The sequence below is a fragment of the Micropruina glycogenica genome (assembly GCF_900289045.1).
Lineage (GTDB): Bacteria > Actinomycetota > Actinomycetes > Propionibacteriales > Propionibacteriaceae > Micropruina > Micropruina glycogenica.
On the sequence record NZ_LT985188.1, the window covers coordinates 2158469 to 2185446 of the forward strand.

The 26978-nt window shown below is 68.5% G+C and carries 20 protein-coding genes; 5 read left to right on the plus strand and 15 right to left on the minus strand.

The genetic code is table 11. From position 1 onward, the window contains the following. Positions 1–12 precede the first annotated feature (12 nt). From MPLG2_RS10250 to MPLG2_RS10280, 7 genes are all read right to left on the minus strand, one after another. Positions 13–1110, minus strand: coding sequence for a BMP family lipoprotein (locus tag MPLG2_RS10250; protein ID WP_105186034.1), 1098 nt, complete (start codon positions 1108–1110; stop codon positions 13–15). Positions 1111–1253: 143 nt separating this feature from the next. Beyond that, a complete protein-coding gene (locus MPLG2_RS10255; protein ID WP_105186035.1) occupies positions 1254–2342 on the minus strand; it encodes a phosphotransferase enzyme family protein in 1089 nt (362 codons plus the stop codon). A gap of 108 nt (positions 2343–2450) precedes the next feature. Beyond that, a complete protein-coding gene (gene meaB, locus MPLG2_RS10260) occupies positions 2451–3485 on the minus strand; it encodes a methylmalonyl Co-A mutase-associated GTPase MeaB (RefSeq protein WP_105186036.1) in 1035 nt (344 codons plus the stop codon). A 208-nt stretch (positions 3486–3693) separates the two neighbouring features. Continuing rightward, positions 3694–5883 carry a methylmalonyl-CoA mutase gene (scpA, locus tag MPLG2_RS10265; protein WP_105186037.1) on the minus strand — a complete coding sequence of 730 codons (2190 nt, stop codon included), beginning with the start codon at positions 5881–5883 and terminating at the stop codon, positions 3694–3696. Next, positions 5880–7739 carry a methylmalonyl-CoA mutase small subunit gene (mutA, locus tag MPLG2_RS10270; RefSeq protein WP_105186038.1) on the minus strand — a complete coding sequence of 620 codons (1860 nt, stop codon included), beginning with the start codon at positions 7737–7739 and terminating at the stop codon, positions 5880–5882. The genes scpA and mutA overlap by 4 nt, the downstream gene beginning before the upstream one ends. 204 nt (positions 7740–7943) lie before the next feature. Beyond that, positions 7944–9164 carry a phosphotransferase gene (locus tag MPLG2_RS10275; RefSeq protein ID WP_105186039.1) on the minus strand — a complete coding sequence of 407 codons (1221 nt, stop codon included), beginning with the start codon at positions 9162–9164 and terminating at the stop codon, positions 7944–7946. Further along, a complete protein-coding gene (locus MPLG2_RS10280; RefSeq protein ID WP_105186040.1) occupies positions 9151–10494 on the minus strand; it encodes a hemolysin family protein in 1344 nt (447 codons plus the stop codon). Before MPLG2_RS10280 ends, MPLG2_RS10275 begins: the two co-directional genes overlap by 14 nt. Before the next feature lie 114 nt (positions 10495–10608). On the opposite strand from MPLG2_RS10280, the gene MPLG2_RS10285 reads away from it, so the two are divergent. Next, the gene (locus MPLG2_RS10285; RefSeq protein WP_158681044.1) at positions 10609–11859 is read left to right on the plus strand and encodes a CDP-glycerol glycerophosphotransferase family protein; all 1251 of its coding nucleotides are present in this window, start codon (positions 10609–10611) and stop codon (positions 11857–11859) included. 116 nt (positions 11860–11975) lie between these two features. Here the strand turns inward: MPLG2_RS10285 and MPLG2_RS10290 are convergent, their stop codons facing one another. Together MPLG2_RS10290 and MPLG2_RS10295 are read right to left on the minus strand one after the other, a co-directional pair. After that, positions 11976–13019: a glycosyltransferase family 2 protein gene (locus MPLG2_RS10290; protein WP_231935624.1), complete on the minus strand. Its 1044-nt coding sequence runs from the start codon at positions 13017–13019 to the stop codon at positions 11976–11978. Positions 13020–13041: 22 nt separating this feature from the next. Beyond that, positions 13042–14181, minus strand: a complete 1140-nt coding sequence (locus MPLG2_RS10295; RefSeq protein WP_105186042.1) for an AAA family ATPase — start codon at positions 14179–14181, stop codon at positions 13042–13044. Between the two features lie 401 nt (positions 14182–14582). Here MPLG2_RS10295 and MPLG2_RS10300 point away from each other — a divergent pair, with 401 nt between their 5' ends. Next, positions 14583–15581, plus strand: a complete 999-nt coding sequence (locus MPLG2_RS10300; RefSeq protein WP_105186043.1) for an aldo/keto reductase — start codon at positions 14583–14585, stop codon at positions 15579–15581. A 74-nt stretch (positions 15582–15655) separates the two neighbouring features. Here the strand turns inward: MPLG2_RS10300 and MPLG2_RS10305 are convergent, their stop codons facing one another. Genes MPLG2_RS10305 through MPLG2_RS10315 form a run of 3 tightly spaced genes read right to left on the minus strand, consistent with a single transcriptional unit; the run spans position 15656 to position 17312 of the window. Next, positions 15656–16666, minus strand: a complete 1011-nt coding sequence (locus tag MPLG2_RS10305) for an NAD(P)-dependent alcohol dehydrogenase (protein ID WP_105186044.1) — start codon at positions 16664–16666, stop codon at positions 15656–15658. After that, entirely contained in the window at positions 16663–16881 is a 219-nt protein-coding gene (locus MPLG2_RS10310; protein ID WP_105186045.1) for a helix-turn-helix transcriptional regulator, read from the minus strand. The genes MPLG2_RS10305 and MPLG2_RS10310 overlap by 4 nt, the downstream gene beginning before the upstream one ends. Then, entirely contained in the window at positions 16881–17312 is a 432-nt protein-coding gene (locus tag MPLG2_RS10315; protein WP_105186046.1) for a hypothetical protein, read from the minus strand. The genes MPLG2_RS10310 and MPLG2_RS10315 overlap by 1 nt, the downstream gene beginning before the upstream one ends. Positions 17313–17506: 194 nt before the next feature. Between MPLG2_RS10315 and MPLG2_RS10320 the strand changes: the two genes are divergently transcribed. The 3 genes from MPLG2_RS10320 to purU all read left to right on the plus strand — a co-directional run bounded on the left by MPLG2_RS10320 (position 17507) and on the right by purU (position 22123). Then, the gene (locus MPLG2_RS10320) at positions 17507–18742 is read left to right on the plus strand and encodes a hypothetical protein (protein ID WP_105186047.1); all 1236 of its coding nucleotides are present in this window, start codon (positions 17507–17509) and stop codon (positions 18740–18742) included. Positions 18743–18962: 220 nt separating this feature from the next. Beyond that, positions 18963–21188 carry an NADP-dependent isocitrate dehydrogenase gene (locus tag MPLG2_RS10325; RefSeq protein ID WP_105186048.1) on the plus strand — a complete coding sequence of 742 codons (2226 nt, stop codon included), beginning with the start codon at positions 18963–18965 and terminating at the stop codon, positions 21186–21188. A gap of 83 nt (positions 21189–21271) precedes the next feature. After that, positions 21272–22123, plus strand: a complete 852-nt coding sequence (gene purU, locus MPLG2_RS10330) for a formyltetrahydrofolate deformylase (RefSeq protein WP_105187610.1) — start codon at positions 21272–21274, stop codon at positions 22121–22123. Positions 22124–22267: 144 nt separating this feature from the next. Here purU and MPLG2_RS10335 read toward each other — a convergent pair whose 3' ends face one another. Genes MPLG2_RS10335 through MPLG2_RS10345 form a run of 3 tightly spaced genes read right to left on the minus strand, consistent with a single transcriptional unit; the run spans position 22268 to position 26936 of the window. Next, a complete protein-coding gene (locus tag MPLG2_RS10335; protein ID WP_105186049.1) occupies positions 22268–22903 on the minus strand; it encodes a pyridoxamine 5'-phosphate oxidase family protein in 636 nt (211 codons plus the stop codon). Between the two features lie 32 nt (positions 22904–22935). After that, complete coding sequence (locus MPLG2_RS10340; protein ID WP_105186050.1) at positions 22936–23439, minus strand: phosphoribosyltransferase; 504 nt, start codon at positions 23437–23439, stop codon at positions 22936–22938. Positions 23440–23477: 38 nt separating this feature from the next. After that, positions 23478–26936, minus strand: a complete 3459-nt coding sequence (locus MPLG2_RS10345; protein ID WP_105186051.1) for a pullulanase X25 domain-containing protein — start codon at positions 26934–26936, stop codon at positions 23478–23480. Between the last annotated feature and the right edge of the window lie 42 nt (positions 26937–26978).

Here is a 26978-nt window from a genome sequence, read left to right on the forward strand (position 1 = left end):
CAAGTCAGCGACTCACGCGGTGGTTTTGATGGTTCCGGCGATGATGTCGGCCTTGATCTTGTCCAACTCCGCCTTGGTGTCGGCGCTCACCTTGGAATCCCAGTCGTGGAACGGGGCCAGGTACGCGCCGTTGTTGGCCAGGGTGCCCAAATACAGTTCGTTGGTGAAGGTGTCATTCTTGGCGGCCTTGATCGCCTCGAACACGGCGAGATCCATCGCCTTGCCGACCGAAGACGGGATCACCGGGCAGTACTGCGCCTGGCTGATGCAGCCGTCGGTGTCGACCCACAGCGAGGCCACCTTGCCGTTGCTGGACTTGGCGACCTGCAGTGCGCCCTCTCCGGACGGTCCCGCGACGGGCAGCAGAATGTCGGCACCCTGCGCGGTCAGGTTGGTCGCGACCTTCTTGCCACCGGGCAGATCTTCGAACGGGGACTGGCCACCGATGAAGGTGCCGTCCTGCTTGTTCGTGTCCCAGCCCAGCACGGCGACGCTCTTGCTCTTTTGCTGGTTGTAATAGGCGACCCCGCGGGCGTAGCCGTCCATGAACGCCGTGACGGTCGGGATCGGCGCACCGCCGAACGTGCCGACCTTGCCGGTCTTCGACAGAGATGCGGCGAGGTAGCCGGCCATGAACGACGGCTCGGAGGTCTTGAACATCAGGCCCTTGAGGTTGGCGGGCGCGGTGTTCTTGCCGGTCTTGGGGTCGATGTAGTCGGAGTCGACGATGGCGAACTTGATCTTCGGGTTCTTCTTGGCTGCGGCCAGGGTGGCATCGCCGAGCTTGTAGCCGACGGTGACAATGATGTCGCACTTGTCGTCGACCATGGCCTGCACGTTCTTGGCGTAGTCGGCGTCGGTCGAGGACTGCACCTGGTTCTTTTGAACTCCCAGCTCGGCGACCGCCTTGGTCAAGCCGGCGTAGGCGGTCTCGTTGAACGACTTGTCGTCGAAGCCCCCGGAGTCGGAGACCATGCAGGCCTTGTAGTCGGACGCCGTGACGCTCGCCGTGGGCGACGCGGAGCCGGCGGGCGCAGCGGTGGTGGCGGCCGGCGGGGTGGCACAACCACCGAGGGCGAGGGCGAGCGCACCGAGAACGACCGGTGCCATCAGGGATTTCTTCACGAACCTGCCTCCTGAGCAAGATGAACCGAGGGGCGCTAGGTCGGCCCCGAGACTGCTGCTCACCATAGCGACCGGGCCCCGCCCAGTCGCGCGGTTCGGGCGCGCATCGGCAGGGTGTGATGCAGTTGTTATAGGGAGGCGGCCGGTTGCTCGCCATCAGGCAGGGTGCGGCGGTACCGGCCGGTATCGAGCCAGTGCCGAAGCCGGCGCACGGACGCCGCCACATAGGCCGGGGTCATGGCCTGGGTGTCGGCGTTGGGCTGCTCGATCACGTCGTTGACCAGCAACAGGTTGCGTCCGGCCACCATGGCCTCGAACTGCTCGTCGGTGACGGCCGGTAAAGGGCGGACGGTGGCGTACCCGGCCTTCATCGCCGCCTCGGCACCCTCGTCGTCGCGCAGATAGTAGGCCGAGATGGCCAGGTCGAGCGCAGGCGGCCCGTAGCCTGCGTCGTCGAAGTCAAACACGCTCAGCACGCTGGTCGAGACCCCACCGCCGGTCGAGCTTCTCGAGACCTCACCGTCGGTGGAGCTGGTCGAGACCGCACGACGCCACTTCAGGTTGCCCCCGTGCAGGTCGGCGTGCAGTGGAATCACCGGCCCGGCGGCGAACACCTCGTCTTGAAAGTGCTGGGCACGATTCATCGCCTCGACCAGCAGTGCGCTCTGCTCGGCGCTGAGCGCGCGGTGGTCGCCGAGCCTGTTGGGCAGGTCGGTCAACACGCTGCCGAAGTCGCTGAACGAAGCGCCGGCGGGCATCGTCCAGCGCTCGGCGTGGTCGTGCAGGGTGGCCATCGCTACGCCCACGGCGTGGGCCTGGTCGGCGGTCCAGCGGTTGCCGAGGTTGCGGCCGTCCAGCCACGAGAACAGCACCACGGGCAGCGCCCAGTCGTGGTCGGGGCTGGTCACCACAGCCGACAGCGCACCGTCGCGGGTGCGTTGCGGCGTCGGTACGTGCAGGGCGGTCTCGGCACTCAGCGCGGCCAACCAGGCCACCTCGCCGGCCAGGTGCTGCGCGGTCTTGCCCGGTTGCGTGTTCACCCGCAGGGCGTAACGCCGGCCGTCGGCGGCGTCGACGCGAAAGGTGGTGTTGTACCCGTGGAACAGCAGCCGAAGGGTGGCGTCGCGCAGGCCCCAGGCGGGCAGTGCCGTCCGTGCGAGTTCGCGCAGGCGACGCACCTGGGTGCGGGCACTCACGTCGGCGAACGGCTTGGGCATGCAGCGCACCTTACTGTCGATCGAGCGCGTCGAGATCCGCTGGTCGAGCTTGTCGAGGCCCCGATCGTCGCAGATCCCGGCGTTCGGCGAGATGACGAGAACGGAGCGTCAGCCGGTGGTGTCGAGGCCGGTCAGCGGGCGCGGCGGCCAGAGCACCGGCACGTCGGTGACGAAGGCGCGCACGAGGTCGTCCGCACCCTCGAGCGCCGACAGTTCGTTGGCCGCGATCTCGGCCTCGATGCCGGCCCGTTGCGAGCGCACGCGCGGCGAGTTGTGCACCGCGTCGAGCACCTCGCCCTCGACCAGCGACCACAGCCACTCGATCTGTTGGCGGGCCCGGCGCGGCTCCAATCCCCCGTGCTGTTCCAGGTACGCACGATGGTCGAGCACGGCCTGCCAGACCTCGTCCAAACCCTTGCCGGTGAGCGACGACGAGGTGAGCACCGGTGGGCGCCTCGCGTTCGGGTCGGACGTGATCAGCTTCATGGCGATGCTCAACTCGCGGGCGGTGACTCGCGCCTCGCCCTCGTGCTCGCCGTCGGCCTTGTTGACGGTGATCACGTCGGCCATCTCGAGAATGCCGCGCTTGATGCCCTGCAACTGGTCGCCCGCCCGGGCCAGGGTGATCAGCAGAAACGTGTCGACCATGCCCGCCACGGCCACCTCGGACTGCCCTACGCCGACGGTCTCGACCAGCACCACGTCGAAGCCTGCGGCCTCCATCACGATCATCGACTCGCGGGTCGCCCGTGCCACCCCGCCCAGATGCCCCCCGGACGGCGACGGCCGCACGTAGGCGTCCTCGGACTGGGTCAGCGCCGCCATGCGGGTGCGGTCGCCGAGAATCGACCCGCCGGTGCGCGACGACGACGGGTCGACGGCCAGCACCGCCACCCGATGCCCGGCCTCGATCAGCCGGACGCCCAGTGCGTCGATGAAGGTGGACTTGCCCGCCCCGGGCACGCCGGTGATGCCGACCCGCACCGACTGGCCGCTCGCGGGGCGCAGCAGCCGCAACAGCGTCTTGGTCTGCTCGCGGTGGTCGGCCCTGGACGACTCGACCAGGGTGATCGCCCGCGCGATGTGCGGACGCGAGCCGGCCATCACCTGCTCGGCCAGTTCCGCCGGCTTCAACCTGCGCATGCCCTCACTCTTTCACTCACCCACCGCTGGTCGAGCTCGTCGACACCCACGGCACCAGGTCTCGACAAGCTCGACCAACGACGTCGTCTTCGGCGCGCCGTGGACATCCCGATCCCCGTCGTCCCGGCTTGATCCGTGACCTCAGGTCGTGCGCATCCTGGCTCTTGAGATCCCGGCGTTCGCCGGGATGACGGAGTCCGAAGGCTGACTACTCGTCTTCGAGGCGATCCCGCAGCTGTTGCAGCAACTCGATCGCCGCCTCGGGAATCACCGTGCCCGGCGGGTAGATCGCGTCGGCACCCTTGGCCCGCAACTCGTCGAAGTCTTGCGCCGGAATCACACCGCCGACCACGATCATCATGTCGTCGCGGCCCAGCGCGTCGAGTTCGGCGCGCAGCGCCGGCACCAGCGTCAGGTGCCCCGCCGCCAGCGACGACACCCCGACCACGTGCACGTCCGCCTCGACCGCCTGCCTGGCCACCTCGGCCGGGGTCTGGAACAGCGGGCCGACGTCGACGTCGAAGCCGAGGTCGGCGAACGCGGTCGAGATCACCTTCTGGCCGCGGTCGTGGCCGTCCTGGCCCATCTTGGCCACCAGAATGCGGGGCCGGCGGCCCTCGACCTTCTCGAAGTCGGCCACCAGACCACGGGCCTTCTCGACGCCCTGGGTCGAGCCCGACTCGCTGCGATACACGCCACTGATAGTACGGATCTGCGCGGTGTAGCGGCCGAAGACCTGCTCCAGCGCGTCCGAGATCTCGCCGACCGACGCAGACTTGCGGGCCGCGTCGATGGCCAGGTGCAGCAGGTTGCGGTCGGGGTCGGTCGGGTCGGGGTTGCCCGCGGCCCAGGTGAGCTTCTCAAGGGCCGCCCTGGTGACGGCTTCGTCGCGTTCGGCGCGCAGCCGTTGCAGCTTGGCGATCTGCTCGTCGCGCACCTTGGCGTTGTCGACCTTCAGCACCTCCGGCGGCTCGTCGTGCTCGACCAGGTATTTGTTGACGCCGATCAGCGGCTGCCGCCCGGAGTCGATGCGGGCCTGGGTGCGGGCCGCGGCCTCTTCGATGCGCATCTTGGGAATGCCGGCCTCGATCGCCTTGGCCATGCCGCCGGCGGCCTCGACCTCTTCGATCAGCCCCCACGCCTTGTTGGCCAGCTCGTAGGTGAGCCGCTCGACGTACGCCGAACCGGCCCACGGGTCGACGGTGCGCGTGGTGCCCGACTCCTGCTGAATGAACAGCTGGGTGTTGCGGGCGATGCGCGCCGAGAAGTCGGTCGGCAGGGCGATCGCCTCGTCGAGCGCGTTGGTGTGCAGCGACTGGGTGTGGCCCTGGGTGGCCGCCATCGCCTCGAGGCAGGTGCGGCCCACGTTGTTGAAGACGTCCTGGGCGGTCAGCGACCAGCCGGACGTCTGCGAGTGCGTCCGCAGGCTCATCGACTTGGGATTCGTCGGCCCGAACTGCCGGACGAGCCGTGCCCACAGCAGCCGCGCGGCGCGGAACTTGGCCACCTCCATGAAGAAGTTCATGCCCACGGCCCAGAAGAACGACAACCGCGGCGCGAACTGGTCGACCTTCAGCCCGACCGATTCCCCGGCGCGGATGTACTCGACGCCGTCGGCCAGCGTGTAGGCCATCTCGATGTCGGCGGTCGCCCCGGCCTCTTGCATGTGGTAGCCCGAGATCGAGATCGAGTTGAACTTGGGCATGTTCGCGCTGGTGTAGGCGAAGATGTCGCTGATGATGCGCATCGACGGCGCCGGCGGGTAGATGTAGGTGTTGCGAACCATGAACTCTTTCAGAATGTCGTTCTGAATGGTTCCGGCCAGCTGCGCGGGCGCCACTCCCTGTTCTTCGGCGGCCACCACGTAGAGCGCGAGAATCGGCAGCACCGCGCCGTTCATGGTCATCGACACCGACATCTGGTCGAGCGGAATGCCCTCGAACAGTTGCCGCATGTCGAGAATCGAATCGACCGCAACGCCGGCCATGCCGACGTCACCGGTGACCCGCGGGTGGTCGGAGTCGTAGCCGCGGTGGGTGGCCAGGTCGAACGCGATCGACAGGCCCTTCTGCCCGGCCGCCAGGTTGCGCCGGTAGAAGGCGTTGGACTCCTCGGCGGTCGAGAAGCCGGCGTACTGGCGAATCGTCCAGGGCTGGTTGACGTACATGGTGGCGTACGGGCCCCGCAGGAACGGCGGAATGCCGGGGTAGGTGCCCAGGAAGTCGAGCCCGGCGTAGGCCTCGTCGGCGTAGACCGGCGGTACCAGAATGTGCTCGGGGGTCTGCCAGCCCTTGCTGTACGAGGGCACCTGATCGATCAGCTCCTCCCACTGCTGGGCCGAGTCGGCGGGGGGCCGGTCCTCGCCCAGTTCGACGCTGTCGAAGCGCGGAACACTCACTTGGCTACTCCCAACTCGTCGAGCGTGCCGGCCAGGAAGCCGGCCACGTCCATGCCGTCGTAGATCTCGCCGTCGATCACGCTCGCGGCGTCGTCGGATCCGGTCTCTTTACTGCGTCCGGCGATCAGCACGGTGCGCACACCGGCGCCCTTCAGGGCCGTTGCGACCTCGATCGCCTGCTTGGCGTACACCTTGGCCGAACTGCACAGCACCACCGTGCGCGCGCCCGCGGCCTGCACCTGCTGCACGATCTCGTCAGCCGTGCCGCCCTCGCTCTGCGGATGATCGATGCCGGCCACCAGCAGCACGTTCGAGGTGAACTGCTCACGCGGGCCGAAGTCGCGCCGGGCACCCAGGCAGGCCATGAACACCACCGGCTTCGGGTCCGCCGTTGCCACCCGGTCGCGCAACGCCTCGAACACCTCGCTGTCGCGGTGGGCCTGCAGGCCGCCGTTGGCGGGCGCCTCGGGCCGGGGCCGGACGTCCAACGGCTGCTCGTTGCTGCCGGGGAACATCGACACCCCGGTGATCGGCTGACGCCGATTCGCCAGCCGGACGGCGCGGGCCGCGGTGGTCTCGTCGAGCCACTGGGCGACCAACCCGTCGGCCAACGCCTGCGCCATGCCGCCCGCGGCTTCGAGCTGCTGGAACCGCGCCCACGCCTTGGCGGCCAACTGGTCGGTGAGGCTCTCGACGTACCACGAGCCACCGGCCGGGTCGGCCACCCGACCCAGGTTCGACTCCTCGGCCGCCAGCAACTGCAGGTTGCGGGCCATGCGCCGCGAGAACGGCGTCGGCAGGCCCCACGCGGTGTCGTGCGGCAGCACGGTGATCGACTCGGCTCCGCCGACGGCGGCGGCGAAGGTGGCGATGGTGCCGCGCAGCAGGTTCACGAACGGGTCGTCGCGGGTGATCATGCGCCGCGACGTGACGGCCAGCTGAATCGCACCCCGCTTGGCGGCGGGCACGCCGGCCACCTCGCCGACCCGCGCCCACAGGCGGCGCAGTGCGCGCAGCCGGGCGATGGTCATGAACTGGTCGGCGTTGGTCGGCACCCGGAACGCGATCTGGCTGAACACCGACTCGGCGTCGATGCCGGCCGCTTCGAGGTCGCGCAGGTACTCCACGCCGGTCGCGACGGCGAAGGCGAGCACGTCGACGTCCCCGGCGCCGGCGTCGTCGTAGACCAGGGTGTCGACGGCGATGGCGCGGGCTTTGGGAAACTCGGCCAGCGCGGTGGCCACCCACGCGCGCTGCGGCCCGAAGTCGGGCGCCTCGCCGCTGAGGGCCGCGTGGCCGATGGCGTCCAGGCCCAGGCTGCCGCCGACTTCGGACGACTTTCCGCTGGCGCGCCAGACGTTCGCGAGCGCGTCGGCGGCGGCAGCTTGGTCGGTGCGGCTGCTGACCCGCAGGCGGGCCAGTTCGGGCATCACGCCGGCGAGCACGGCGGCCACATCGGCCGCGGCGATGGCGTCGGGGTCGACCCGCAACCACAGCGAGATCGCGCCGCGCTGAAGGTCGTCGAGCACCGCCGTGTTGCTGAAGGCGACGTCGCCGTCTTCGTGCAGCTGGGTTACGTCCCAGGCGTGAATGGTGCCGGTGCGCAGCGAGGTGCCGCGGGTGAACGGCATCACGCCGGGGTGCCCAAGATCGGGCTGCTCATCAGTCTTCGTATATAGGGGGTCGATGACGAGCTCGTCCACGGTGGTCGTGGTGAGTCGCTTCATCGCTTGCTCGATCGAGAGTTCCTTGCCCTCTGGACGGCGCCGGTTCAGCACCTTGAGGACCTCGGTCTCCCAGTCCTGGCGGCTCGGCGCGGTGAAATCGCCGGCCAGCGTGAGCGGGGAATCGGTCATGCCGATCAGCCTAGAACGCGGCCCTTGGTTCGCGCTGCGCTTACGCATAATGCGTAGTTCGGCGGGCGACGCCGTCTCGCGGACTGGGATTTTCGTCGGTCGACACGTTCACGTCGTCCCGGCGGACGCCGGGATCTCCAAACGCACGTCCCCAGATGGTTCACGTTCGAGATCCCGGGGCAAGCCCGGGATGACGTGGCGGGGTCAGCCGACCTGACGCACCAGTGCTTCCGCCGAGGCGATCATGCGCAGCGTCTCCCACTCCCACTCGGGCTCCTGACCGCGAAAAGGTCCCGTCGCCAGCGAGATGATCACCGCCGCGGCCCGCAGCCGCAGTTCCAGCGGGTCGACCCTGGTGTCGAACACCGGCACCCAGGTGCGAATCAGCCGGTGCACCTTGGCCTCTTGCGCCGGATTCATGCGTTGAATGGTCGACAGGTGCGCGATCAGGCAGGCCAGGTCATCGGCCCGCCGTCCGGGGCCGACGGTGTCGACGTCGAGAATGCCGACGATGCGTCCGCCCGACACATGCACCTGACCCTCGTGAAAGTCGCCGTGCGTCGGGTCGTTGCCCAGCGGCACCGACGCCAGGCCCTCGGCGATCTGGTCGGTGAGCCAGGCCAGTTTGTCGGTGGCGCTGGGCACGGCGGCGGCGACCATCTGGGAGTAGTGCTGCACCGCGTCGGTCCAGGGCGGACGGCGTTCGAGCTTGGTCACGCTCATCGGCATCGCGTCGAGCAGGTGAATCAGGTCTTCGGCCGTGCAGGGGTCGGTCTCGTCGAACACCGCCTTGGCCAGGGGGCGTCCGTCGAGGTTGTGCAGCAGCAGCAGCGCGTCGTCGGTGGTCGCCGCGATGCGAGGGGCCGGTACCCCGGCGGCCAGCAGCAGTTCGTGCCGCCGCACCACGTCACCGAACAGCCGCTCGCGCAGCACCTTGCAGTAGAGCACCACCGGTTCGGGCTCGACGTCGACCCGCAGCACAGCCCGGCGCCGGGGACGGTAGCCGATCATGCGCAGCGACACCTCGTGGGCGGCCACCGGCCGGCCCAGTACGTCGTGTTCGGTGAGAATGCCGGCCATCTGCTCGGTGTAGGCGGCGCGGGCCAGGCCGGGCAGGTCGGGGTCGTTGGGGTAGATCCACACCGCGACCTCGCGCTCACCGTCGGCGAAGATCTCGGCCTTGGTGTCTGAGGCCGCGGGGCCGGACGCGCGGGCGCTCACCCCCAGCAGCTCGTCACGTTCGCCGTAGGGCCAGGCCACCGTTGCCGAGTAGGTGGCGGTGGTGGACTGGTTGGGGTTGGCGTCCACATGGTCGAGCGCCCAGCCGATCAGCCGGCCCCCGGCATGCTCCACGGCGGCACCCAGCAACTCCCCCACCTCGGTCGAGGTGAGGAGCTGCGAGCCGTCGGGGTCATGATCGGTCATCGGCGCCCGGTTCAGGCGTGGTACCGAGTCGGCGCACCTTGATGCGGGCCGCGCGCCGTCCGTCGAGTTCGGTGACCGTGAACTCGAAGGTTTCGGGTTCGGCCTCGCCCATCTCCACCGGGTCGAGCAGCACCTCGACCGAATCGCCCAGCTCGGGCAGGTGACCCAGATGCGCCATCACGAACCCCGCGACGGTGTCGTAGGGACCCTCGGGTAGTACGTAGCCGTTGGTCTCGCCGAACTCTTCGATGGTTTCGAGCCCGTCCACCTCAGAACTGGACGGCGACATGACCGGCGCCTCGGTCGGCCGGTCGAACTCGTCGGAGATGTCGCCGACCAGCTCTTCGACGAGGTCTTCCATGGTGACGATGCCCGCCGTGCCACCGTACTCGTCGCGCACGATCACCAGGTGGGCGTTGGCGGCACGCAGTTCTGACAGCGCCCGCAGGATCTTCATCGTGTGCGGCAGCGACTCAACCGGCCGCACGAGTTGCCGAACGGGTGCGTTGCGCGCCGTGGGGTCGAGGTCGAACAGGTCGCGAACGTGCACGAAGCCGAGCACGTCGTCGACGTCTTCGCCGATCACCGGGTAGCGGCTGTGCGGTGAATCCTGAAAAGCGCGAATGGCCTTGTAAGCAGGCATGTCACCCGACAGAAAATCGACTTCGGTGCGCGGCACCATCGCCTCGCGCAGGCTCACCTGGCCGGCGGCGAACACCTCGTCGACGATCTGACGTTCCTCGTCGCCCAGGGTGCTCGATGAGGTGACCATCGCTCGCAGCTCTTCGTCGGTGACCTCTTCGCGGCCGGCCCTGGGGTCACCGCCCAGCACTCGCACCAACCCGTTGGTCGACACGCCGAGAAACCAGATCACCGGACGGGTGACGGTGGCGATCGCGTTCACCAGCGGCGCCAGCGCCATGGCGAAGCTCTCGGCGCTCTGCATGGCCAGCCGCTTGGCGGTGAGTTCGCCGATCACGATCGAGAAGTAGCTGATCACGATGGTGATCACGATGAGCGAGATCGGCCCGGCCCACCCCTCGGGCACGCCCCAGCCCATCAGCACCGCAGACAGCGGCTCTTCGAGGGTCGCCCCGCCGAACGCAGCGGACAGGAAGCCCGACAGGGTGACGCCGATCTGCACCGCCGACAGAAAGCGGTTGGGGTTCGCAGCCAGACCGGCCACCGTCTTGCCCCTGGTGCCGCGGGTCGACAGCTGCTTGACCTGGCTTTCGCGCAGCGACACCAGAGCCATTTCAGCGGCCGCGAAGACCCCTCCGATGATGATGAACACCAGGATCAGCAGAATGTTGCTGACGACTGCGTTCATCGGCTCGCCTCGATCACCGGCACAGCTTATCGGCGCACGCGGACGTGTACCCACACCCGTCGCAGCCGCGCAGGGCAGACGCGAACCGGGTGACGGGTGGGTACAGTGACGGCCGTGTCAGCGACCGTTCCCGGGCCGTTCACCTTCGCGAAGGGCAATGCCGCGAAGCTCGCCGCGGTGCCGCGCTATGCCACCGGCGGGCTGCGCACCCGGTTTCGCAATCGCGACGCGCACCTGTGGGCGTTCGGCAGCGCGTTCGGCCTGGCCGACGGCGCCCTGGCGCTGTTGCGGGCGGCCCGGCGCCTCGACCCGTCGCTGCGCCTGGTGTGGCTGGTGGGCAACGAGCAGCAGGCACGGCGGGCCCGCTCGCTGGGCATCGAATGGGCGGCCAAAGACAGCCGCGATGGCTTCGAGGTCACGGCCACCGCCCGGGTGGTCACCATCACCCACGGGTTCGGCGACGTGAACCGTTACGCGGTCGGCGGTGCGACCATCGCTCAGTTGTGGCACGGCTCGCCGCTGAAGAAGCTGCACGCCGACTCCCCCGCCGCGTTGTCGCTCGGCCCCTTGAGCCGAGTCCCCGCGGCCGGTGGGCTGATGCGGCGGGCCTATCGCATGGGCACCCGGCGGATCAGCCTGCTGCCGGTGGCGGCTGACGAGTTCGTGCCGTCCATGTGCAGCGCGTTCGACCTGACCCCACAGCAGGTGCGGGTGCTCGGCGAACCACGCACCGACGTGCTGTTCCGCGGCAGCCCGGCCGGACGCCGGGCCGCGGCGCGCGAACTGCTCGAGCGGGCCGTCCCCGGCCTGGCCGGGCGCCGGGCGATTCTGTACGCCCCCACGTGGCGCGACGGCGAACCCGACCCGGGGGTTCCGACTGAGCAGCAGTGGCGTCGCATCGACTCGTGGTGCGCCGGCACCGACAGCGTGCTGCTGATTCGGCCGCACCCGCTGGGTGTGGGTTCGTACACCCATGCGTCACGGCATGTGCACCTGATTCCTCCGTCGCTGCTGCCCGAATCGATGCCGCTGCTGTGGGGAGTGGACGCCCTGGTGACCGACTACTCCTCAGTGCTGTTCGACTTCGCGGTGACCGGCGGGCCGATGGTGTTTCTGGCGCCCGACCTGGAGCACTACGGCGCCACCCGCGGGCTGTACCTCGACTACGCGCAGGTCACCGGCGGCCGCTGGCAGCAGAACTGGGACGGCGTGCTCGACGCCCTGGAGCGGCTCGACAACAACACGGCGGTCAAGGATCGGGCATTGGCGCACACCGCCAAGGTGGCGGCTCTGGCCCACCGGCACACCGACGGACGCAGCGCCAAGCGGGTAGCCGGCTACTTGCTGGAGCTCACCAGCCGTTAGTCGGTGGTCGAGGGTGTGCTGTTGGTTGAGCCTGTCGAGACCCACCTCGTGGGTCGAGCCTGTTGAGTTGCCACCCGGGCTGACCAGCCTGCCTGCTGGCAGCCGGTCGTCGACGATCACGCCTTCGACTTGGTGAGCCGCGAGGTGTCGACTGTGGTTTCGGCCCCGGTCAGCAGGCCTCGAATGAACCCCGCCCCCCACGACAGGTGCATGATGCCGAGCACCGCCACGTTCAGCGCCCACTCACGCAGGTTTGCAGCACCCAGCGACTTGGCCGACACCCACCCCAGGCCGGCCGCGTAAGCCAGCGGTGCTGCGTGCACGACGCTTGCGGTGCGTCCGAGCCGTCCGGGCAGCAGCCCGTTCAGTTGCGCCACGGTCACCACGGCCGAGGCGCCCAGTGCCACCACCACCAGCGGCGGCGGCAGGTACTTCAGCGGCGTGCGGCGCTGCTCGCGAATCAGGTGCCCCCGCCACACCCCGGTGGCGAACATCTGCCGGCGCAGGGTGGCCGGCTTCGCCCGCGGCCAGTAGGTGACGGCGACATCGGGGGTGTACCAGATCAGGTGCCCGGCGGCGAGAATGCGCGAGTTGAGTTCCCAGTCCTCAGCCCGGCGCAGCGTCTCGTCGTAGCCGCCCACCTGCTCGAGCACCTCGCGCCGAAACACCCCCAGGTAGGCCGAATCGGACGGCCCCGCCTGCTTCGCCCCGTGGTACTGGCCCCCGCCGAGCCCCCACGGCGAGTTGTACGCGCGGGCGACCGCCGACTGAAAGGGCGTGCGGCCCTTGGCGTGCATCACGCCGCCGACGTTCACCGCGCCGGTCTGGTTGAGCAGGCCGACCATGGTGAGGGTGTAGTTCTCGGGCAGTTCGGCGTGCGCGTCGACCCGCACCACGATGGGGTGCCGGCTGGCGGCGATGGCCAGATTCAGCCCCACCGGAATGTCGTTGGCCGGGTTGCCGACCAGCCGCACACGGTCGTCGGCGGCGGCGAGTTCGTGGGCGATCTCGGTGGTGCGGTCGGTGGACGCTCCGAGCGCGATGACCAGTTCGGCCTCGGCCGGGTAGCTCTGCGACAGCACCGCCGCCACCGCGTCGGCCAGGTAGCCCTCTTCGTTCAGCACCGGCATCACGTAGCTGACGGGAGGAAACTCGCTCACCCGGCGAGGCTATCGCGAGCAGTCAGCGGCTGCCCCACTGCCACGTCGGGCGGGTCAGCAGTCCCTGATCGGTTACCTCGGTTTCGCCGTGCGGCTTGACCAGTTCATGGTGCAGCGCACCCGCCTCGACCAGGGAGCCGACCAGCACCGCCGAATGGGTCACCACCACGAGTTGGCAGCGCTTGGCGGCGGCGATCATCAGCCGGCCCAGGGCGGGCAGCACGTCGGGGTGCAGGGACGTCTCGGGCTCGTTCAGCACCATCAGGCTCGGGGGTCGTGGGCTGAACAGCGCCGCGGCCAGCAGCAGATAGCGCAGCGTGCCGTCGGAGAGTTCGCGGGCCGACAGCGGACGCAACAGGCCGCGTTGGGTGAGGGCCACCTCGAACCGTCCGTCGTGGTCGGCAACCGTGACGCCGCTGCCGTCGAAGGCGTCGGCGACGGCCGCCTGCAGCGGCCCGGCCCAGGCCGATTCGAGAATGGTCGCCACGGTGGCGGCCAGGTCGTGCCCGTCGCCGGCGAGCACCTCGGTGCGCGTGCCCACCTGGGGCTGCCGGGCGGGCGCGTCGGGGTCGACGCGAAAGCTGTCGTAAAACCTCCAGCCGCGCACGACGGCCCTGATCGCGGCCACCTCGGGCCGGTTCACCGGATCGGCGAACTCGTCGAGCACCGACGCCCAGGGCGGCAAACCGACGTTGTCGAAGCCACGGGCCGTCCGCTTGAGCAGCGTCGCTGCCGGGCGTAGCACCGGACCCGCCCAGATCAGCTCGCGCTTGATGATCGGGTCGCGGCCGAACATCGTCTGGCCCTGCTGTTGCGGCACCGGTAGACCGAGGTCGATCAGGTACCCGAACTCGTCGGCGGTGAACCCCAGTTGCAGGCTGACGGGCGCCAGCCGCCGTCCGGTGCCCTGAATCGGCACTTCCCCGCGCCGCATCGCCCCGGTGATCTGTTCTGGCCCGGCCCACAGCACCGAACTGAGCCCGCCGGCCGCTGCGAGTGAGCCGATCAGGCGTCCGGTGGCGGTGTCGGCCAGCAGATGGAACGCGCGGTACAGGTTCGACTTGCCCGAGCCGTTGGCCCCGGTGACCGTAGTGAGCTCTGCCAGCGGCAGCACCACATCGCGCAGGGAGCGATAGCCGTGCACGGCGAGGGTGTCGATCATGGGCAGACCCTAAGCGTCGCCACTGACACGATTTGGTGGGTTCGAGCCGTCCGGTGAGTTCGGCCGCGTCGCCAGCCGCCGATGATCCAGCGCCACAGGCGTTCAGGTGCTGCCGGGCTGACGGGCGATCTCGAGATCTCGGCAGGCTTTCGCCGTGGCTGCACACTTTCGCCCTGCAACACGACACCCTTCGGCCCGGGTGACATCGTGCAGCAATCTCGAGATCGCGGCTCCCCACCGAGGGCACTCCGGCCGACACCTGGCAACCTGAAACCACGAAGACGCCCGCACCATCATCTGGCGAGCCACGGAGGCGCCGGCTCGATTGCGACACCCCTCGCCATTGACCCGGGACGCGTCCGACATGACCTGGAATGCACTCCAAGGGGTTTGCTGAACCCATGAGCGAACAGATCCCCACCCGCGTGCTCGGCACCGGCGACGCCGCCCTCACCGTCTCTACCCTCGGGCTGGGCTGCATGGGCATGTCGGAGTTCTACGGCACTCCCGACCACGCCGGCGGCCTGGCCACCATTCACCGAGCCCTCGACCTGGGCGTCACCTTTCTCGACACCGCCGACATGGACGGCCCGTTCATCAACGAGAAACTGGTCGGCGAGGCGATCCGCGGCCGGCGCGACGAGGTGCAACTGGCCACCAAGTTCGGCAACCAACGCGGTGACGACGGCGCCCGGCTGGGCGTGAACGGACGGCCCGAGTGCGTGCACAGCGCCTGCGACGCCTCGCTGCAACGGCTCGGCGTCGACCACATCGACCTCTATTACCAGCATCGGGTCGACTTCACGGTGCCGATCGAAGAGACCATCGGAGCGATGAAAGAGCTAGTCGAGGCCGGAAAGGTGCGCTTCATCGGGTTGTCTGAGGCGTCACCCGAGACGATCCGCCGTGCGTACGCGGTGCACCCGATCACCGCGCTGCAGACCGAGTACTCGCTGTTCACCCGCGACCTGGAGGACGAGATCCTGCCGGTGCTTCGCGAGTTGGGCATCGGCCTGGTGCCGTACTCGCCGCTGGGCCGCGGCCTGCTGACCGGCTCGATCACTGAAGAGCCACCGGCCGGAGACAGCCGTGCCACCGCCTACTTTCCGCGGTTCCAGGGGGAAGCGCTCGAGGCCAACCTGAAGCTGGTGGACGCCATCCGCGGCCTGGCCGATGCCCACGGCTGCACCCCCGGCCAACTCGCGCTGGCCTGGGTGCTGGCCCAGGGTGACGACGTGGTGCCGATTCCCGGCACCCGTCGGGTGACGTACCTGGAAGAGAACGTCGGCGCCCTGCAGGTGCGACTCAGTGCGGCCGACCTGCGCGCGTTGGCCGACGCCGTGCCGCGCGGCGCCGTGGTCGGTGACCGGTATGGCGACCTGAGCACCATCGACCGGTAGCCACAAGCAGCGACGCCGTCATCCCGGCGAACGCCGGATCTCCTTCATGCGTTCCGCTGTGGTCAGGTCCCGGGTCAAGCCCGGGACGACGGGGGAACACCGCGGTCCACGGCGACCACCACCTTGCCGATCTGGCCGCCACGATCAACCAGCGCCAGCGCCTGCGGAGCCTGCGCCAGTGGCAGCGTGGCCGCCACCAACGGCGTGAGCCGGCCCGAGGCCACGAGTTCGAGCAGTGATCGGGTGATCTCGGGCTTGGCCGTCGCCATCAGGGGCACGAACTTTCGCGATCGTCCGATCGACAACACCACCCCGCGCAGCATGCGCCCCAGCGGGCCGAACACGTGGGCCTCGCCGCCGGCCACCGACACGAGCCGGCCACCGTCGCGCAACAGTTGCAGCAGGCTACGAAGCGGGGCCACGCCGCCGAGGTCGATGATCACGTCGTAGTGGTCGCGCGGCAGCGTGCCCAACTCTGCCCGATCGCTCACCTCGTCGGCACCCAGCCGGGTGAGCGCGTCGAACGCCTCGGGACGACTGAGCGCGTGCACCCGGGCGCCGCGCAGCTTCGCCAGTTGCACCGCGAACGTGCCGACCCCTCCCCCGGCGCCGAGGATCAGCACCCGGCAGTCCGCCGAAACCGCCGCGGCCTCCAGCGCCTGCCAGGCGGTGCCACCGGCGAGCGGCACCGCGGCCGCGTCGACGTCCGAGACGTTGTCGGGAATCGCCACCACCTTGGCCGCCTCGGTCAGCACGGCCTGGGCGAGCCCGCCGCCGTCCAACTCGCCGGCGACGCGGTCGCCGAGGCTCAGCCCGGTCACTCCATCGCCCAGAGCCGTCACCCGGCCGGCGACGTCACGGCCCTGCACGGGCTGCTTGGGCCGGCTCAACCCGAAACCCAGCCGCACCAGCAGCGGCTCCCCGCGCATCAGCCGCACGTCGGCCGAGTTGAGCGCGGTGGCAGCCACGTCGATGAGAATCTGGCCCGGGCCTGGTTCGATGACCGGCAACTCGTTGCGGGTGACGGTCTCAGGGCCGCCGTAGGCGGCCTGGGTCCAGGCGATCATCGTGGTCGTTGTGGTCATGGTTCCTCCGGGTAGGCGAAAACGTCGGTGAGTGGACGATCGAGGGCGTTGGCCAGCTGAAACGCAAGTTCGAGCGTGGGCGAGTAGCGCCCCTGTTCGATGGCGATCAGGGTCTGCCGGGTGACGCCGACGCTGGCGGCCAGGTCGGCCTGAGTGCGTCCAGCCGCTTCACGCAGGGTGCGAATGTGGTTGATCACGCGGGTGGGTCGCACCATCACTGAAACCCGGCGCGATAGGCACCCAGCCGGGCGAGTCCGCCGACGAACGCCGAGAGAAAGAAGCCCGTGAACAGGGTCACTCCGATCCAGAAGTGGGCCGCGTCGACCATCGCCAGAATCAACGCGGCGATGCCGCCGATGGTCAGAAAGCTCTGCCCCACCCGGTCGCCGAAGTGCTCGATCTCACGATCACGCTGGTCTTTGAGGTGGGCGTCACGGTCACCCCGGCCGGCGACGATGCCCCAAACGATGCTGAGGGCGATGGACGCCACGATGCCGACGCCGATCGACCACAGCATCGGCGTGATCCAGTCGATGTCGTCGGGCGACGTGCCGGCCAGTTGTGGCAGCACGATCAAGAAGTAGGCGATGCCCACCGGTGCGCTCACGATCACCTGCGACCAGGTAACCCGTTCGATGTAGCCCACGCGATCCTCCGTGTCAAAGATTCTTTACACGTCGAGGGTAGGCGTCACTCCGTGCGATGTCAAGAATTCTTGACATCGGCTGCGGCATGGCTAGCCCGACCGGCCAAGCCCGTGGGACGATTCCGCCGGACGCCGCCCGCATCAAACGGCCCACCTCACGGCTCCTCGGTGTGACATCACCCGATCGGAGGTTCATGACGCTCACCCGTGAGGATCCACGCCCGCTGGCGCCAGAGGTTCGCTCGGCGACGCTGCGCGCCGTCGCGCTCGCGGTGGTCTCGGTCGCCGTCTACTGGGTGGTGACCACCTATGCAGACGACGCCGTGCGGTTTCTGCGCTCTCTGGGGCTGCGGCAGCGAGACATCCAACCGTGGCAGTTGCCGGCCATGGCGGTGCTGATCGCGATACCGGGGTGGCACGTCCTCAGCGCCCTGCTGCAACTGGCCCGGGTGACTGGGCGCTACCTGACCGCTCGGCGCTGGGAACGCCAGCTCGACGACCCCGCCCGGGCCGCGGACGTGCCGCCGCTCGGCTCACACCTGATCACCGGCACTCGGGTCAGCGTCACCACGGCGATCGGCGCCATGGTCGGTGCCGTGCTGCTCACTCTGGGCTCGTTCGGGTTCGCCGTCGGCGCCGCGTTCAACCGGCTGCCCTTCCATGCCTCGGACGACGCGATCGGCTACGCCTGGCTGCTCGCGGTCAGCGGGTGTTGGGCGATCTACCGCAGCAGCAAAGGGCTGGCCGTCGCCCGCCGCGCGGCGAAGGTGGAGCGGTTGTCGTCGTCCGGTCCGGCCGAGGTGGCCCTCAGTGCCGGCGCAAGGGCGGCGCAGGTGCCCACGCTGCACATCGAGTTCGCCGGCCCGCTGCGGCCCGCGCCGGGCCGCGGGTCGGTCGGCCGCATTCTCTACCTGCGGCTGTTCGACAACCTCGCCGGCACCAACCGGTTCGTGGAGCGCTGGCGGCGGCACGGGGTGGTCCATTACCTGCGCAGCGCCGACCAGGTGAGCGCCGACGAACTCAAGACCTGGAGCGGACGAGTCGGCGACCTGTCGGTGTTCATCGACAACGACGCCGAACTCGACGAGTTTCTGGCCGCGTCGCAGCCCGTCGAGGGTCCCGACGGCTACCCGGCGGGCGAGTTGCTGTGCCACGGCAGCTACTGGAAGCGAGCGGTGCAGCGGCTGCTCACCGAGGTCGACCACGTGGTGCTCGACCTGACCGGCTTCACCGCCGACCACGGCGGCACCGCGTTCGAGGTGCGCTCGGCGTTCGACCTGGTGGACGTCGCCCGGCTGAAGCTCACCGCCTCGCACTCCAGCGATACCCGGTTTCTGAACGCGCAGTTGCAGCACGCCTGGTCGCAACTGGCGGCCGATTCGCCCAACGCGGGCACCGGCGTCCGTGGGGTCACGGTGTACGTGGGCTGATCAAAGACAGCGCCGATCGCCTGTCGAGATCATGGCCCGCCCCTCGTCATTCCGGCGGAAGCCGGAATCTCTGCCCGCACGGCGCCGTCGGGTGCGGTTGTGAGATCCCGGCGTCCGCCGGGATGACGAAAGGGAGCGTCCGCCGGGACACCCGAACCCACCGGCCTGGGATTGGTAGTCTCCTGACGTCCCAGTCACCGCCAGGCACCGAAGGGTCACGATGAGCTCGATCATCTACACGCACACCGACGAGGCGCCGCTGCTGGCGACCTACTCGTTTCTGCCGATCGTCCAGGCTTACGCGGGCGCAGCCGGGGTCGACGTGCAGACCCGCGACATATCGCTGGCGGGCCGCATCATCGCGCTGTTCCCCGAGCGGCTCACCGACGAGCAGCAACTACCGAACGCCTTGGCCGAGCTCGGCGAACTGGCCAAGACCCCCGAGGCCAACATCATCAAGCTGCCCAACGTGAGCGCGTCGATGCCGCAGCTCAAGGCGGCCATCGCCGAACTGCAGGGCAAGGGCTACGACCTGCCCGACTACCCCGACAACCCCGCCGACGACGCCGAGGCCGACGTCAAGGCGCGCTACGACAAGGTGAAGGGCAGCGCGGTCAACCCGGTGCTGCGCGAGGGCAACTCCGACCGGCGCGCGCCCGAGTCGGTGAAGAACTACGCCCGCCAGCACCCGCACTCGATGGGCGCCTGGAACGCCGACTCCAAGACCAACGTGGCAACGATGAGCGCCGACGACTTTCGGCACAACGAGAAGTCGGTGGTGATCGAGGCCGACGACGACCTGCGCATCGAACTCGTGCCCGCCGACGGCGGTGAGGTGGTCGTGCTCAAGCCGTCGACCCCCGTGCTGGCCGGCGAGGTCGTCGACGGCACCGTCATGCACGTGGCGGCCCTCGATCGCTTCCTGGCCGAGCAGATCGAGCGCGCCAAGGCCGAGGGTGTGCTGTTCTCGGTGCATCTGAAGGCCACCATGATGAAGGTGTCCGACCCGATCATCTTCGGCCATGTCGTGCGGGCGTTCTTTCCCAACACGTTCGTCGAGTACGGCGACGACCTCGCCGCCGCCGGGCTGAGCCCCAACAACGGTCTCGGTGGCATTCTGGCCGGCTTGGACGCCCTGCCGAACGGCGCCGACATCAAGGCGTCGTTCGACGCCGAACTGGCCGCCGGCCCGGCGCTGGCGATGGTCGATTCCGATCGCGGCATCACCAATCTGCACGTGCCGTCCGACGTGATCGTGGACGCGTCCATGCCGGCGATGATCCGCATCGGTGGCCACATGTGGGGCCCCGACGGCGCCGAGGCCGACACCCTGGCAGTGATTCCCGACTCGTCGTACGCCGGCATCTACCAGGCCACCATCGACGACTGCCGCGCCAACGGCGCCTACGATCCGGCGACCATGGGCTCGGTGCCCAACGTCGGGCTGATGGCGCAGGCCGCCGAAGAGTACGGGTCGCACGACAAGACGTTCGAGATCGGCCAGTCGGGCACCGTCCGGGTGGTCAACCGCGCCGGTGACGCGCTGATCGAGCACCAGGTCGAGGCGAGCGACATCTGGCGGGCCTGCCAGACCAAGGACGTGCCGATTCGCGACTGGGTGAAGCTCGCCGTCAGCCGCGCGCGTGCCACGGGTGACCCGGCCATCTTCTGGCTGGACGAGAGCCGCGCCCACGACCGCACCCTGATCGGAAAGGTCGAGACGTACCTGGCCGACGCCGACCTGGTGGGCGACACGACCGGGCTCGACATCTCGATCATGTCTCCGGTTGAGGCGACGAAGGTGTCGGTGGAGCGCATTCGGCAGGGGCTCAACACCATCTCGGTCACCGGCAACGTGCTGCGCGACTACAACACCGACCTGTTCCCGATTCTCGAACTCGGCACCTCGGCCAAGATGCTGTCGGTGGTGCCGCTGATCAACGGCGGCGGCCTGTTCGAAACCGGCGCGGGCGGCTCGGCACCCAAGCACGTGCAGCAGCTGGTCAAAGAGAACTATCTGCGCTGGGACAGCCTGGGCGAGTTTCTGGCGCTGGCCGAGAGCTTCGCCAAGTACGCGCAGGCCACCGGCAACACCTCGGCCAGGGTGCTCGGCGAGACCCTCGATCGCGGCACCGGCACGTTCTTGAACGAGAACAGGTCGCCGGGCCGGCGGCTGGGCACCATCGACAACCGCGGCAGCCACTTCTACCTGGCGCTGTACTGGGCCGAAGAACTGGCCAAGCAGACCGACGACGCCGACTTGGCGGCCCGATTCGCTCCCCTGGCGGCGACGCTGCGCGAGCAGGAGTCGACGATCAACGCCGAGTTGCTGGCCGTGCAGGGCTCGCCGGCCGAGCTGGGCGGCTACTACCGTCCCGACGACGCGCTGGCGAGTGCCGTGATGCGTCCGTCGGCCACCTTGAACGCCGCCATCGACGCGCTCTGAGCCGCTGGTTGAGCTTGTCGAAACCAGGTCTCGCCAAGCTCGACCAGCGATGCACCGAGGTCAACGACCGGTACCCTTGCGCGGTGATCGACTCCACCCACTGGCTGCTGACCCTGTCGTGCGACGACCGGCCCGGCATCGTCCATGCCGTCACCGGAGCGATCGCCCAGGCCTACGGCAACATCACCGAGTTGCAGCAGTTCAGCTCGGCGGAATCGAACCGGTTCTTCATGCGGGTGCAGGTGCAGTCGGGCTTCGACCGATCGGTGTTCGAGCGGGCGGTCACCCCGATCGCCGAGTCCATCGGCGCCGACTGGACCCTCGATTTCGTCGGACGCCCCCGGCGCACGCTGATTCTGGCGTCGAAGATGGGCCACTGCCTCAACGATCTGCTGTTTCGACAGCGCTCCGGCTCGCTGCAGATCGAGGTGCCCCTGATTCTGTCGAACCACCCCGACCTGCGTGACCTGGCGAACTTCTACGGGGTGGCGTTCGAAGACCATGCGGTGCTGCCCGACACCAAGGCCGCGTTCGAGGCTCGGGTGCTGCAGACGGTCGAACAGCACGACATCGAACTGGTGGTGCTGGCCCGCTACATGCAGATCCTCTCCCCCGAGCTGTGCGAGAAGCTGGCCGGGCGCGCGATCAACATTCATCACTCGTTCTTGCCCGGTTTCAAGGGCGCCAACCCCTACCGGCAGGCGCACGCACGTGGCGTGAAGCTGATCGGCGCGACGGCGCACTTCGTCACCGGCGATCTCGACGAGGGCCCGATCATCGAGCAGAACGTCCGTCGCGTCGACCACTCGGTGGACGTGCCCGAACTGGTCGAGATCGGGCAGGAACAGGAGTCACGCACGCTGACCGACGCAGTGAAGCTGTTCGCCGAGCACCGCATCATGCTCGACGGGCAGCGCACGGTGATCTTCCGCTGAGCCCGCAGGTACGGCACGTCGTCGTCAGCGCGAACGCCGGCATCTCGCGTCACCCCGCCGGCCCTACGCCACGAGATTCCGGCGTACGCCGGAATGACGGGTTACGTTCGCCGGCATGACCGGCCAAGGGAGTCGCTGGGCGCCCTACCTGGTTTCGGAGTAGATGCCCTGCTCATAAGACTGCCCGTAGTACGCCTCCAGTTGCTCCAACGTTTCGGGGCTGTCGGGAATCGTTGCCTTGCTGATGGCGGCCACGCTGGGCAGCACGTCCGGCTGCCACGTCTCGTGCTGCCACAGTTGCGAGCGCATGAACGCCTTCGCGCAGTGGTAGAACACCTCTTCGATCTCGACCACCAGGGCGAGGATCGGGTGATGGCCCTTGACCACCAGAGCTTCGAAGAAGTCGGCATCGCTGACCAGTCGCGCCCGTCCGTTGATGCGCAGCGTGTCGCCTCGTCCGGGCACGAAGAAGTTCAGCCCGACGCGCGGGTTGATAAGCACGTTGTGATAGCCGTCCACCCGGCGGTTACCCGGACGTTCGGCGATCGCGATCGTGGTGTCGTCGACGATGTGCACCAGTTGGCCGGGCGGGTCGCCTTTGGGCGAGGCGTCACAGTGTCCCTGGTCGTCGGCGGTGGCGAGCACGCAGAACGGCGAAGCCGCCAGCCACTCCCGATCGATCGGCAGCAGTGCAGCCCTGACCTTGTTGGCAGCCCGATACGCCGGCCGACCGACCAGACCCTCGAGTTGTTCGACCGTGGTGAGTTCGCTCCACGTCATGGCGCGAGCCTACGCCGACGCGGCTTGAGTGATCAGCCGGCCGTCACCGGAGGCAGCGCCGACCAGGGGAACACGATCCAGGCGTCGGTCTGCTTCCAGGCGAAGTCGACCCGAAACACCGAGGTCGGCTTGGTGTACAGCACCGCGGTGCGCACTTCGGCACCATTGGCCACCAGTATTTCGATCACCAGTTGCATCGTTCGGCCCGAGTCGGCCACGTCGTCGGCCACCAGCACCCGGCGCCCCGCAATGCTCTCGATGTCGAGCAGCGGGGCCAGCAGCACGGGGTCGGGCAGCGTCGTGGCCACGTCGGTGTAGAACTCCACGTTCATGGCGTCGGCGAGCTTCACCCCCAGCGCATACGCGAGCGCCCCCGCCACCACCAGGCCGCCCCGAGCGACCGCCACGATCACGTCGGGCCGAAACAAGCTGGCGGCAGCGTGTGCAGCCAGCTCACGGCTCGCGTCGCCGAAGCCCGCCCACGTCAGAATCTCTTTGCCGTCGAGTTCGGACGCCTCCGCGTGGTACGCCGTCATGCCCGGCACCCTAGCCGAACGGCGCGATCCCCTCTGCCCTACAACCGCTTCAGTCCGGTGGCGTCGAGCAGTCGTCCCTGGTCGTCGTACATCGCCACCGCGACCTGCCCGTTCATGATCGAGCGAATGCGCGATGCCGTCTGCGAGTCGATTCTGAGCGCAACGTACCCCGCCAGCTCGGGGTTGCTCAACAGCACACTGGCCGGCAGCCCCTTCCAGTCACGGGTCAGGGTGGCAACCTGGCCACCGGTGACCGCCTCGGCATCGAGCCCCAGCCCACCCTTGGCCGACCAATGCAGCCGCCAGTTGAGCCCCCTCGGGTCGACGCCGAACGGCAACGCGTCACCGGGGTAGGCGATCACGTTGTCGCGCACCAGCACCGCCTTTGCCACGGTGAGGTCGGGGGTGGCCGCGGCCTGGGTCACCGACACGGTCACCGCATGCGTCGCCAGGGCGTAGTTGATCGTGACCAGCATGCCGTCGGCGGGCACGTTCACGGTGACGTTGTCGGCCGGGTAGGACTCATCCCACGACAAGCCGTGAGTCACCTTGAACTCGTAGGTGCCGGCCGGAATCTTCACCGACGCGAAGGTGTAGGTGCCGTCGCCGTCCAGGTCTTGCAGCCAGGGCCGCATGCAGTCGGGCTGCCAGTCCCCGGGGCAACCGAGCTCGCTTTGGAAGCTGCCCGCCGCGGTCAGGATCGGGCCCTGGGCGTTGCTCGTCACCCAGTGGGTGGCGTGGTCGTAGTAGAAGTCGACCGTGCCACCCGGAGGCTGGTAGTTGATGTTCGAGCCGTTACGGGCGCCGCCGGCGCCGTAGTTCTCGTCCCACGTGCCGTTGATCGCGGCCTTGTACTCGTAGTCGCCGGCCGCCACGGGAACGCTCAACTTCCAGATCTGGTCGTCGGCGTCGAGGGTCAGCTGGGCCTGCGGGCAGGCCGGGAACCAGTTGCCGTCGCCGTTGGGGCCGCCGGTGCAGCCCATCGACGCGTTGTGCGAACCGGGCACCGACACCGAGTCGGGCTGCTTCTCGGGCGGGTCGTAGCTGATAGTGCTGGGCCCGGTGGTGCCGCCGGCGTCGCCGACGAAGCCGTACGTCGAGGTGGCCGAGTAACGCCCCTGCAGGTCTTTGGCCACGACCCGGTACTCCAGCAGCGACCCCTTGGGCATGCCGCTGACGTCTTGGTAGACGCGGTAGCGCGGGTTGTCGTCGGTGCCGATCAACTTCCAGGCCTGCGTGCCCGCCGGACGGTAGTAGAAGCTCACCTCGGCGAACGAGCCCGTGTTGGCCAACGCGACCGACAACTCGGCCCGACCGCCGACCGTGCCCCCCATGGTGGGCGTCAACGGCACGATCACCGGGGCGGCCGAGGCTGCCGGCATGCGCGAACCGGCCCGGAACACCCTGGTGCTGAGCGCCGGCACCCGCACCGTGACCCGTCCGAACCGGTCGGCGCGCTCATCACCACCGCCGCCGAGCAGCGGGGTGAACCGACCGCCCGGGGTGTAGGTGGCGAACGTGGCGGTCTTGGCGGTGGTGGCGTTGTTGGTGACCACCAGGTACTCGCGGTTGGCCGCCTTGTCGATGCGGCTCACTGCGAAGATGCCCGCATCAGAGCTGGCGTACCGCTCGATCTGGGCGCCGTCGGCCAGCGCCGGGTGCTTGGCCCGCAGCTTGGCCAGGTCGGCGATCTGTCGATACAGCGGCGCGTTGGTGTTGTAGCGGTCTTTCGAGCCCGACGCCCCGCCGATGACTTCCTCACTGTTGTACGAAGCGACCTTCGAGGCGAACATGTCTTGCCGGGCCGCCTTGTCGCCGCCGGAGCCCTCGAAGCCCTGCTCGTCGCCGTAGTAGACCACGGGCTGGCCGCGGGTGAGATACAGCAGCGAGTTGGCCAGCTTCAGCCGCGTGAGAGTGTCTTCTTTGCTCACCCCGGACGTGCGCAGCATCATCGCCAGCCGGCCCATGTCGTGGTTACCCAAGAAGGTGGGCAACTGGTAGGCGTTGCTGTCGCCGTCGGTGTACCAGTCGTCGCCGGCGTACATGTCGCGAAGGCCCGTGGTGGCCTTGCCCTGCGCGAAGCCCAGCGCCGCGTTCTGGAACCCGAAGTCGAGCGTGGCCTGCAGCTTGGCCGTGGTCGTGTACTGGCTGGTGAACGTGGGCGAACTGTCGTACACCTCGCCGAACATGAAGAAGTCGTCGTTACGCGCCTTGGCATGGTTCAGCACCGAGGGAATGAACTGCTGCCAGAACTCGGTGTTGACGTGCTTGACGGTGTCGATGCGAAACCCGTCGATGCCGAAGTCGGCCCAGGTCTTGTAAATGTTCTCCATGCCCGTGACCACTTCGTGGTTCTCGGTGAACAGGTCGTCCAGCCCCACGAAGTCGCCGTAGGTGGACGACTCGCCCGCGAAGGTCGAGTTGCCACGGTTGTGGTAGAGCGTCGGGTCGTTCAGCCAGGCCGGCACCTTGACGGTCTTGTCGGCTTCGCTGCGGAACGTGGGCACGTACGGGAACGAGGTGCCGGCGTCGAGCTTCGGAAAGTCGTCGGTGCCGGCGTAGTCACGGTCATCGAAGTCTTGGCCGCCGGCGGTCTTGTAGGGCGAGGTTTCTTTGTTGATGTAGCTGTAGTCGCCCGGCTTGGTGTAGTCGATGATGTCGGCGGTGTGGTTGGTGATGATGTCGAAGAACACCTTCATGCCCTTGGCGTGCGCCTTGGCGATGAGGTTCTTCATGTCTTGGTTCGTGCCCAGGCGTGGGTCGATCTGGGTGAAATCGGTGATCCAGTAGCCGTGGTAGCCGGCGCTGACGTCGTTGCCCGCGCCCTGCACCGGGTTGTTCTTGAACGAAGGCGTCAGCCAGATCGCGGTGGTGCCCAGGCCCTTGATGTAGTCGAGTTTCTGCGTGACGCCCTTGAGGTCGCCGCCGTGGTAGAAGCCCGAGTCGGTGGGGTCGAAACCGGTGGTCAGGCGTCCGCCGGTGAGGCCCCCGTTGTCGTTGGACGTGTCGCCGTTGGCGAACCGGTCGGCCATCAGAAAGTAGAACCGCTCCTTGGTCAGCGACTCGCGCAGCGACCCTACGGCCAGCTTTCGGTCGGCCGCCGAAGTCGAGCGGGGGAGGTCGACGGGCTTCACCGTGACCAGGTGGCTGGTGTCGTCGTAGCTGAACAGCAGCTTGGTGGCCGTGGTGAGGGCCAGCGGAATGTTGGACGACCCGCCCTGAGCCCCGTAGCTCTCGTCCCAGGAGTGGTTGATCGCCACCTTGAACTCCCACTGCCCCGCCGGAACGGTGAAGGTGCGGCTGTAGGTGGTGCCCTTCTGCACCAGGTCGGTCTCGGTGCACACCGGCTGCCAGTCGTCGGAGCAGCCGAGCACCTTCTGCAGGCTGCCCACCAGCGTTGCCGTTCGTTCGGCGGCGCTGGCCGGCACCCCAGCGGTGAACCAACTCACGATCAGGGCGACCACGACGGCCAACACGAGACTCTTGCGACGATGCACGACGGCTCCCTTCGACAACCCCGTTGTGCAACCTAGCGGCCC